The 9,528-nt window shown below is 70.1% G+C and carries 8 protein-coding genes and 1 pseudogene; 8 read left to right on the top strand and 1 reads right to left on the bottom strand.

What is annotated here, in order from left to right; translation table 11 throughout:
• The 8 genes and pseudogenes from ACWEQQ_RS33575 to ACWEQQ_RS33540 form a co-directional block, all read left to right on the top strand.
• Window positions 1-126 (top strand): annotated as a pseudogene (locus tag ACWEQQ_RS33575) (1,4-dihydroxy-2-naphthoyl-CoA synthase); the annotation flags it as partial.
• A gap of 40 nt (window positions 127-166) precedes the next feature.
• Window positions 167-556, top strand: coding sequence for a VOC family protein (locus ACWEQQ_RS33570; protein ID WP_354851412.1), 390 nt, complete (start codon window positions 167-169; stop codon window positions 554-556).
• Between the two features lie 96 nt (window positions 557-652).
• Complete coding sequence (locus tag ACWEQQ_RS33565) at window positions 653-1,894, top strand: anion permease (RefSeq protein WP_452351042.1); 1,242 nt, start codon at window positions 653-655, stop codon at window positions 1,892-1,894.
• Window positions 1,895-1,903: 9 nt separating this feature from the next.
• The gene (locus tag ACWEQQ_RS33560; RefSeq protein ID WP_452351041.1) at window positions 1,904-2,173 is read left to right on the top strand and encodes a hypothetical protein; all 270 of its coding nucleotides are present in this window, start codon (window positions 1,904-1,906) and stop codon (window positions 2,171-2,173) included.
• 25 nt (window positions 2,174-2,198) lie between these two features.
• Window positions 2,199-2,561: a DUF3349 domain-containing protein gene (locus ACWEQQ_RS33555; protein ID WP_452341950.1), complete on the top strand. Its 363-nt coding sequence runs from the start codon at window positions 2,199-2,201 to the stop codon at window positions 2,559-2,561.
• Between the two features lie 109 nt (window positions 2,562-2,670).
• Window positions 2,671-3,807 carry an o-succinylbenzoate--CoA ligase gene (gene menE / locus ACWEQQ_RS33550; RefSeq protein ID WP_452351048.1) on the top strand — a complete coding sequence of 379 codons (1,137 nt, stop codon included), beginning with the start codon at window positions 2,671-2,673 and terminating at the stop codon, window positions 3,805-3,807.
• A gap of 144 nt (window positions 3,808-3,951) precedes the next feature.
• On the top strand, window positions 3,952-4,971 hold the full coding sequence (locus ACWEQQ_RS33545; RefSeq protein WP_452351040.1) for an ATP-binding cassette domain-containing protein: 1,020 nt from the start codon (window positions 3,952-3,954) through the stop codon (window positions 4,969-4,971).
• Window positions 4,968-5,807 (top strand): ABC transporter permease, encoded by an 840-nt coding sequence (locus tag ACWEQQ_RS33540; protein WP_452341952.1) that lies wholly within the window; start codon window positions 4,968-4,970, stop codon window positions 5,805-5,807. Before ACWEQQ_RS33545 ends, ACWEQQ_RS33540 begins: the two co-directional genes overlap by 4 nt.
• A gap of 40 nt (window positions 5,808-5,847) precedes the next feature.
• On the opposite strand, the gene ACWEQQ_RS33535 is transcribed toward ACWEQQ_RS33540, so the two are convergent.
• Window positions 5,848-9,474: an AfsR/SARP family transcriptional regulator gene (locus tag ACWEQQ_RS33535; RefSeq protein WP_452351039.1), complete on the bottom strand. Its 3,627-nt coding sequence runs from the start codon at window positions 9,472-9,474 to the stop codon at window positions 5,848-5,850.
• Window positions 9,475-9,528: the final 54 nt, after the last annotated feature.

The following is a 9,528-nucleotide window of genomic DNA, read 5'->3' as shown; positions in this document are numbered from 1 at the left end:
GGCCAGCAACTCTTCGCCGGTGAAGCGACCCGCCTGGCCTACATGACCGACGAAGCGGTCGAGGGCCGCGACGCCTTCCTCGAAAAGCGCGAACCGGACTGGAAGCCCTACCCCTGGTACTTCTGAACCCGGACCGCAGCAAACCGCAAGCTGTCATGCTGCACTCATGGAGATACTGAGCAGTCGGGTAATCCTGCGGCCCCGCGACTACGAGCGGACGGTCGAGTTCTATCGGGACGCGCTGGAGCTGGCCATTGCCCGCGAGTATCCGGGTGGGACGGTGTTTTTCGCGGGGCAGTCGCTGATCGAGGTAGCCGGGCACGGGCGCGCGGACGATGCCCCGAGCGGGTTCGCCGGCGCCATCTGGCTACAGGTGCGCGACTGTGACGACGCCGCCGCGGAACTCGCGCTGCGCGGGGTCATCATCGACCGCGCGCCCGAGCGCGAACCGTGGGGCCTGATCGAGATGTGGATCCGCGATCCCGAGGGGACGCCGCTGGTGCTCGTCGAGGTGCCGGCGAATCACCCGCTCCGGCGCGACACCCGGGGCGACTGAGCGCGGCGGACCGCCCCTTAGCACGGCGGTAACTGTGAAATGCGTCCGGGGGCACCGGTTAACGGAGCGTAAAGAGCATGACGCAAACTGATCGGTGTGTCTGCCGAACTGCTCGTTCTGCTGATCGTTGTTTGCACAGCCTTGGCATTCGACTTCACAAACGGATTTCACGACACCGCGAACGCGATGGCCACCTCCATCGCCACCGGTGCCCTCGCCCCGCGTACCGCCGTACTCCTGTCCGGAGCACTGAATCTGGTCGGTGCGTTCCTCAGCGTCGCCGTCGCCGCCACGGTCGCCGAGGGCATCGTCGACCTCTCGGAGGTGAGCGGCCGCGCCCTGCTGGACATCGTCTTCGCCGGACTGGTCGGCGGCATTCTGTGGAATCTGTTCACCTGGTTGTTGGGTTTGCCGTCGAGTTCCTCGCACGCGCTGTTCGGTGGTCTCATCGGCTCGACCATCGCGGCGCTGGGCCTGCACGGGGTGATCTGGACGGCGGGCAGCAAGGGTGTGCTCGCCAAGATCATCATCCCGGCCCTGCTCTCCCCGATCGTGGCGGCGCTGGTGGCCTCGATCGCCTCCTGGGTGGTGTACCGGATCACCCGGGACAGCAACGAGAGGACCGTGACCCGCGGCTTCCGCTGGGGACAGATCGGCACCGCCTCCCTGGTCTCACTGGCGCACGGCACCAATGACGCGCAGAAGACGATGGGCATCATCTTCCTGGCGCTCATCGCGCACGGCTCGGCCAAGGCCAGCGATCCGCTGCCGCTGTGGGTCATCGTGTCCTGCGCCATCGCCATGGCCGCCGGCACCTGCCTCGGCGGCTGGCGCATCATCCGCACCCTGGGCAAGGGCCTGGTCGACATCGTGCCGCCGCAGGGCTTCGCCGCCGAATCCACCAGTGCGGCGATCATTCTCACCTCGGCCCACTTCGGCCTGCCGCTGTCCACCACCCAGGTGGTGACGGGATCCATCCTCGGTTCCGGCATCGGACGCCCGGGCGCGGAGGTGCGTTGGGGCGTGCTCGGCCGCATGGTGGTGGCCTGGGTGCTGACCCTGCCGCTGGCCGGCGTGGCGGGCGCGATCTGCTGGGCCATCCTGCACGGCATCGGCGGCACGGCCGGCGTGCTGGTGGTGCTGGCGCTGCTGATCGCCATGGCGGCGTTCATCTGGTTCCGGTCCAAGCGCGCGGTGGTCAACTCGCACAACGTCACCGAGGAGTGGGGTGGCGCGGCGGAACCGGCCACCTCGAACGGTCGCAGTGCAAACTCCGCGGCTCCCCGCAGTGCCGGCCCCGCCGCTCCCCGCAATGACGACACCGTCGGAATCGGCTAGGAGACCGCGATGCACACCCTGCTGCACAACCTCTCCGACCTGTGGCGAGTCGTGCTGGCCGCCTTGATCTTCGGGGCCGGGCTGCCGACCGTGTTCGCCGTCGGCATCCGCTTCCGCTCCCAGGCCGACGACGGTGCGACCGGCGCCACCCGGACCGCCGCCCTGGCCGCGTCCCTGCTCTGCTTCGCCGTGGTCATGATCGCGGTGGTCGCCGGTGTGCTCTTCATCGCACGCGGCTTCCTGGCCTCCCGACTCGGAATTCACCTGCTCGGCGCGTGACGCCGCCTCATCGAAAGGCACGCTCGTGAGCACCCCCGGACAAACGAACCAGGCGGCCGCCGACCCGGCCCACACGCCGCCGCCGCGCCAGAACGTGCTGCAGAAGGTGCTGGACTGGCTGAAAGCCGGATACCCGCAGGGCATTCCGCAGTCCGACTATGTGGCGCTGCTCGCGGTGCTGCACCGGCGGCTCACCGACTACGAGGTGCAGCTGGTGGTGGAGCAGCTGATCCGCGAGCGGGTGGCCGCCGCCGATATCGAGCGTGCCGACATCGCGGCGGCGATCGCCCGAGTTGCCAAGGAGCAGCCCGGCGAGGACGATATCGCTCGGGTGGCCTCCAGGCTCGCAGCCGGTGGATGGCCGCTGGCGACACCGACGTCCGACTGACCGCACGAGACCCTGCAGCATCGACATCCGGCCGCCGACCCCAGCGCGCGCCGCCACCCCACGGAATGACACGATCGCGAACGTGAGCAATACACTCCGAATCCTCCCCATGCCCACCGGCTCAGCGGTGGGCGATGTATTGCCGCATCTGCGAGAAGCCTTGGAGGGCAACGGCCCGGCCTGGCTTCCGGTTCCCACCGCCGACCGCCGCGAGACCCAGCGCCTGAGCGGTAGCCTGCGCCCCGGCGAGGAGATCGACGACGACGTGGCCCTGGTGGTCACCACCTCCGGCACCACCGGAAATCCCAAGGGCGCCATGCTCACCGCGGCCAATCTGCGGGCCAGCGGCGACGCCACCCACGAGCGCCTGGGCGGGCCCGGACAGTGGCTGCTGGCCCTGCCGACGCACCACATCGCGGGCATCCAGGTGCTGCTGCGCAGCATCCTGGCCGGGACCGAGCCCACCGTGCTGGACGTCTCCGGCGGATTCCTGCCCGAGGCCCTGGTCGGCGCGATCGCGAGCATGCGCGGACCGCGCCGCTACACCTCGCTGGTCCCCACCCAGCTGATCAAGGCCCTCGACGAGCCGGCCGCCACCGCGGCGCTGGCCGGCCTGGACGGCGTACTGGTCGGCGGCGCGGCCACCCCGAAGCCGGTGCTGGACCGGGCCCGCGCGGCGGGCATCAAGGTGTTCCGCACCTACGGCATGAGCGAGACCTGCGGCGGCTGCGTGTACGAGGGAGTACCACTGACGGGCACCCGGGTACGCATCGAGGACGGGCGGGTGCTGCTGGGCGGCGACACCATCGCCAAGGGCTACCGCAATATCCCCGACCACCCCGCCTTCGCCGAACCCGGCTGGTTCCGGACCGAGGACGCCGGTCACCTCGACAATGGCGTGCTGACCATCACCGGCCGCCTCGACGAGGCCATCATGACCGGTGGCCTGCTGGTCATCCCCCAGGTCGTCGAGGCCGTCCTCATCACCCACCCGGCCGTCTCCGAGTGCGTGGTGCTGGGCCTGCCCGACGACCGCCTCGGCCAGCGCGTGGCCACCGCCATCGTTCCCGCCCCGGGCGCCACCGCGCCGAGCCTCGACGAACTGCGCGACCACGTGGCCGCCGAACTCGACGCCATCGCCGCCCCGCGCGAACTGGCCGTGCTGGACGAACTTCCGCTGCGCGGCCCGGGCAAACCCGACCGCGCCAAACTGCGACAGCTGCTGCTGGCGGACTCGACGCACTGAACGCAGCGGCCCGGTCCGCTCGCACCATGCTGATGGCCACTTGCGCCGAAGTGATGGCCGCTTGCGCACAGGTGCTCACCTCTTGCGCGGAGCACGCAACCGCCGTGCAAGGGGGGTGCAAGGCAAGCCCCGCAGGGTGTAGCCATGACTTCTTACACACCTGCTGAGACTCTCGCCATCGAGGCGGACGGCTTGGTCAAGGTCTTCGGGGAGCAGCGGGCCGTCGACGGCGTGAGTCTCGCGGTGCCGCGGGGTGCCGTCTACGGCGTGCTGGGACCCAACGGGGCCGGCAAGACCACGACCATCCGCATGCTCGCGACCCTGCTCCGCCCGGACGGCGGCAACGCCCGCATCTTCGGCCGCGACGTGGTCGCCGAGCCCACGGCGGTGCGGTCGCTGATCGGCGTCACCGGCCAGTACGCGTCCGTCGACGAAAAGCTCACGGCCACCGAGAATTTGGTGATCTTCTCGCGGCTGCTGGGCCTGTCGAAGACGGAGTCGCGGCGCAAGTCGGCCGAGCTGCTCGAGGAATTCGGCCTGACCGAGGCCGCCGAGAAGGCGCTGGAGAACTTCTCCGGCGGCATGCGGCGCCGCCTGGATCTGGCCGCCAGCCTGATCGCGCGGCCGCCGCTGCTGTTCCTGGACGAGCCGACCACCGGCCTGGACCCGCGCACCCGCGCCCAGATGTGGGACACCATCCGGCGGCTGGTGAGCGAGGGCTCGACCGTGCTGCTCACCACCCAGTACCTGGACGAGGCCGACCAGCTGGCCGACCGGATCGCGGTCATCGACCACGGCAAGGTCATCGCCGACGGCACCTCCGATGAACTCAAGTCCTCGGTCGGGCTGTCCGCGCTGCAGCTGACGCTGACCGACCGTGACCGCATCGAAGCGGCCCGGATCGTGGTCGGCGAGGTCCTCTCCCGCGCGGCGGGCCGGATCGTCGAGGCCACCATCAGCCCGGAGGCCGGCCGCATCACCGCGCCCCTGCCCGACCCCAGCATCACCACCGACATCCTGATCCGGTTGCGCGAGAACGACATCCGGATCGACGAGATCAATGTCGCCAAGCCGAGCCTGGACGAAGTGTTCTTCGCACTCACCGGGCACGCCGCCGAGGACGACACCGACGACACCGACGACACCGAACGGAGCGCGGCATGACCACGACTCTCTCCGCCCCTGCTGGGCGGCACGCGGCCACGGTCGCACCGATTCCCGAAGTGAGCAACCATATTCCGTTCCGGCAGACCGTGGCGAACTCGTTCACCATGGCCTACCGCGGACTGCTGAAGATCAAGCACAATCCCGAACAGCTCTTCGACGTCACCGTCCAGCCCATCCTGTTCACGGCGCTGTTCGCCGGGATCTTCGGCGGGGCCATGGCGGGCAGCGTGAGCGCCTACCTGCCGACGCTGATCCCCGGTCTGCTGGTGCAGACCGTGGTGCTGACCTCGGTGGTCACCGGCACCCAGCTGCGCGAGGACATGGACAAGGGCGTCTTCGACCGCTTCAAATCCCTGCCCATCGCCCGCATTTCGGCGCTGTCGGGGGCACTGCTGGCGGACATGGTCCGCTACGGCCTGGCCACGGTGCTGACGGTGGTCATGGGCATGATCCTCGGCTACCGCCCGCACGGCGGGTTCGTGGCCGTGGTGGTCGCCGGGCTGCTGGTGGTGTTCTGCTCCTTCGCGATCAGCTGGATCTGGGCGCTGATCGGCATCACCGGTAAGAGCGCGCCCGCGGTGCAGGGCATCTCGATGATGATCATGTTCCCGCTGACCTTCATGTCCGGCGCGTTCGCCCAGGTGTCCACCATGCCGGGCTGGCTGCAGGGCCTCAACAAGGCCAACCCGATCTACTACATGGTCAATGCGGCCCGAGAGCTGATGAACAGCAATGTCTACAGCTCGAACGTGGTGTACTCGATCATCGGCTCCATCGTCGTGATCGCGATCTTCGCCCCGCTCGCGGTGAAGGCGTACATGCGCCGCGCCTGACGCGGCCGCTCGCCCCGCGGTTGGGACGCCCGTCCACCGGTCACCGGTGGGCGGGCGTTTCGCGTTGGGTGCCGCCGATCGCCTTCACGTGCACCATGATCCGCTCGGCCGCCGTGCGACGCCCCAGTCCCGCAACCGAATTCAGCGCGGCGGTGATCCGCTCCTCCCCCACCCCGGCGCGGTGCAGGTCCAGGTGCCGCTGCCACTGCATCGACGGATAGTCCTGGCGGCCGAACACCTTCGGCGTCAGCAGGATCAGTTCCAGACCGCGCTCGACGTGCTGCCCGGTGGCGAGCAGATAGGTGCCGATCGCGCAGCTCATCGAGCCGATCTGCGGTAGATCCCAGAACTGGCCGCCGATCACGCGGACCGCGACATCGGCGAGTTCCGCCGCGGTCCGCTGCACCTGCTCGACGCGGCCGGACAGCACGTGGGCGTCGATGACGGCGGATACGAAGATCAGGGTCGCCGGTCCCGGCATTCCGACATTGTGCGGCCAGTCCATCAGCGCGGGCACCTGCCGGAAGCGACGCAGCCCGGTGTCGATATCCCCTTCGGCGAGTTCGATTTCCGCCAGTGCGGCCGCGACGGCGGCGATCCGGTGGTTGGGCTTGGTCACCGGTGCGTCGAGAGGCAGATCGCCGACCACCCCGAGGGCCGGTTCGAGGGCCTGCCGGGCCGTCGCCGGCTGCCCGGTGCCCGCCAGCGAGATGGCCAGCAGGCCGCGAACCTCCACGGCTTCGTCCCAGGCCCGCAGTTCCTCGAGCAGTTCGACGGCCCGCCGGTAATACCCGACCGCCTCGGCGTAGCGCGCCGACTGGCCGTGCATGCTGCCGAGGTGCTGCGTGGTCATGGCGGTGCCCCAGGTGTCCCGGTCGCCGCTGATGCGCATGGCGAGTTCGGCGTCCTTGATCGAGCGGTACGCCATGCCGTTGTTCTCGCACAGGTTCGCCCGCAGCAGCAGGGCCGCGAGCCGGATCTGTTCATCCGGCGACCGCACGCCCGCGCTCAATCTCCGGGCCAACTGCGTGTTGTTGCGGGACCGGGTGACCAGTTCGCCGAGATACCGTGCGACCGGGCTCATCGGCGCGCCCGACGCCAGAATGCGCCGGATCGTGGTCCGCACCCGCCCCACCGCGCGCAGATCGGAGGCGCCGAACATGAGGTGCATGCCGAGCATCAACTGGCCGTGGATGTAGAGGTCGGTCTCCGCCCCGACCGTCGGAAAGGTCGTGGGCGGCAACGCGATGACGCGCGGCGACCAGCTGATCAGTTCGGCGTGCGCGCCGCGCAACACCCAGAGTCCGGCCAGGGTCGGGAACACCGTGTGCACGGTCTCGGGATCGTGCCGCTCCAGCGCGTAGCGCAGCACGGCGATCAGATTGTCCATGTCCGCGCTCAGGGCCAGCACCGCCGACACCTGTTCGGTGGTGTCGTACCGCTGCGCGGCGTCGACCGCGAATTCCCTGGCCCACTTCGACATTCGGTCCATGACCAGGCCGGCTTCGCCGGTGCGGGCCAGCTGCTCCTCGCCGAACTCGCGGACGGTCTCCAGCATCCGATAGCGGGTGCCGCCCTCCTCGTCCTCCAGCACCGTCAGCAGCGACTGGCTCACCAGACCGTCGACGGCCATGGCGGGATCGTCGATCTCCGGCCCGGCCAGCAGACATTCGGCGGCGGCCAGCGTGAATCCGGCGGGAAATCGGCACAGTCGGCGCAGTGCCACCCGCTGTGGCTCGTCGAGCAGGTTCCAGCTCCACTCGATCACCGCGTGCAATGTGCGATGCCGCTGCGGAGAACTGCGATCTCCGCTGCGCAGCAGGGCGAATCGATGGTCGAGGCGGGATTCGATCTCCTCGACGCTCATGGTGCGCACCCGCGCCGCCGCAAGTTCGATGGCCAGCGGCAGTCCGTCGAGGTTGCGGCAGAGCCTGGCCACCACCTCCGGATCCAGCCGCACCGACGGGCGCACCGCGCGGGCCCGCGCCTCGAACAGGTCGGTGGCGGGTGACCCGGCGGCGTCGATGGTCAACGGCGGCAACGGATACACCGCCTCGGCCGTGATCTCCAGCGGTGCACGGCTGGTGGTGAGCACGGTCAGCTGGTCGCTCACCCCGACCAGATCGGCGACCACCTCGGCCACCGGTTCGATGAGGTGTTCGCAGTTGTCGAGGATCAGCAGTACCGGGCGCGCCCCGAGGGCCTCCCGCAGTTTCTGCCGGATATCGCGGCCCCGCACCTGCCGCAGCACGTTCGTCTCCCACACGACATCGGCCACGCCGAGGGTGGTCGCGATGGCGACCTCGATCTCGTCGCGGGTTTCGGCCGCACCATCGGATTCCGAACGCAGCGAGGCCAATTCCACCAGCATCACCGCGGTCTCGTGCGCTATCCGCGCACCCAGTTCGTTGGCGATCCGGGTCTTCCCGGTCCCGCCCGGACCGAGCACGGTCACTACCCGCGAGGATCGCAGGATCTCCTCCAGCGCTGCCAGATCGGCCTCCCGGCCCAGCAGCGGATTCGGTGCGGCACGTAGTCCGATCGCGTTCTCGCCCGCCAGTTCTCGCGCCTCGGCCGCCCGGGCGGATCCCGCGGCACGGCCCCCGGTGCGCACGTGGCCGGACGAACGGCCATCGATCGACGCCACCTGTCCGATCGCCGCGGAACCGTCACCGCCGAAGCCGATCCCACCGGCCACGCCGGGCACCACGGACAGTCTGTGCTCGGCGGCGCCGGGCCCATCCGGCCGGACGCCGCTGTCGGCCGAAGGCGCGAAGGCGCTGGGCCGGACCACCCCGGATTCGGGCGCTGTCGACGAATATCCTTGCGCGCCGGCAGCACTGCCGATCGACGCCGCCGGCTGCCCGGGCAGCGGTTCACCGCGCAGGATCGCGGTATTCAGGGCGATCAGCGCCGGGCCCGGATCAGCGCCGAGCTGGTCGACCAGCCGGGTGCGCAGGGTGGCGAACACGTCGAGGGCCTCGGTGGTGCGGCCCGCCGCGCCGAGCAGGCGCATGAGGGTGCCGTGGGCGGGCTCGTCCAGCGGGTCGGCGACCACGGCCTGCTGGGCCAGCTCGATGGCGGCGGGCAGGTCACCGACGGCTTCGCGGGCGGTCAACTCCAGCGCGTCCAGCCCGCGGCGGCGGGTGGCCGCCAGGGTGGCGAGTTCCTCGGCGACGGGACCGGGCGGCAGGTCGGCGGCGGGTTCGCCGCGCCAGAGCGCGCGAGCCGCGGTCACCAGGTCCAGGCAGGCGAGGCCGTCGCCGGCGATATGGGCTTGGCGGGCTTGCCTTTCCAGCTGCTGGGCCAGCGACAGATCGACCTGCTCGGGTGCCAGGACCAGACGGTATCCGGCGGGACCGATTTCGAGCGCGCCCTCCGGCAGCGCCGAGCGCAGTCGCGAGACCTGGGTGTGCAGCGCGTTCATGGGCGCGCGCGGCGGGTCCTCGCCCCAGACGTCGTCGATGAGCGCCTGCGCGCCGCGACTGCGGCCGGGGTGCACGGCCAGTGCCGCCACCAGCAGCCGGGCCCGCGCACCGGGTACGGCGGTCAGCGCACCATCGCGGCGCAGTGCGATCTCGCCCAGCAGGGCCACCAGGGTCGAGTCGCCCACGTTCGCCACCCGCGCGCTTCCCGTGCTGCTCGAACTGCCGTTGTGCGAATTCATTCCTTGCCAATCGTAGGTGAGCGGGCGGGTGGTCGCCGGATGCGCACGGCCGGT

Source organism: Nocardia sp. NPDC004123 (assembly GCF_053603795.1).
Note: the sequence above shows the minus strand (reverse complement) of the source record. Positions and strands in the feature narration are given on the sequence as shown.